Annotated in this window: 1 protein-coding gene; it reads left to right on the top strand. The window is 58.8% G+C overall.

What is annotated here, in order from left to right:
- Nucleotides 1–537: ParM/StbA family protein (locus B5F88_RS20070; protein ID WP_140402252.1), on the top strand; the 537-nt coding region annotated here is incomplete at both ends.

The following is a 537-nucleotide window of genomic DNA, read 5'->3' as shown; positions in this document are numbered from 1 at the left end:
CTGTACACTTTTCGTTCCCCACCGGATTGGTGGAATATGAACATGAGCCGTACACCCAGAAAGATGTGCTGGAATACGGCGGCAGATACTATGTGGTGGGCAGCGGTCGTCAGCCCCTCCAGAGAGATAAGACTCAGACTGAGGACTACTATCTGCTTACCCTGGCAGCCATCGCCAAGGAGCTGGAGCACCGGGGTGCGGAGCACACCGCCAGCATCCACCTGGCGGCGGGCCTGCCCCTGACCAGTTTTGGCCGGGACAAGAAGTCCTTCCGTTCGTATCTGTACCGGGATGGGAGCGCCATTCCTTTCCGCTATGAGGGGCAGGACTATACCATCACCATCCAAGAGGTGTCCCTGTTTCCACAGGGCTATGCTGCCGTCCTGACCCAGACGGAGCTGCTGGACGAGCCGTCCGTCATTGTGGCAGACATAGGCGGCTGGACGGTGGATCTGATGCGTCTGGACAACCGCATCCCCAACGCTGCCTCCTGCCGGAGTCTGGAACTGGGCATGATCCGCTGTATCGATGAAATCA

The sequence above is a fragment of the Flavonifractor sp. An306 genome (assembly GCF_002159455.1).
Classification (GTDB): Bacteria; Bacillota; Clostridia; order Oscillospirales; family Oscillospiraceae; genus Flavonifractor.
This window is presented reverse-complemented; position numbering and strand designations above follow the sequence as displayed.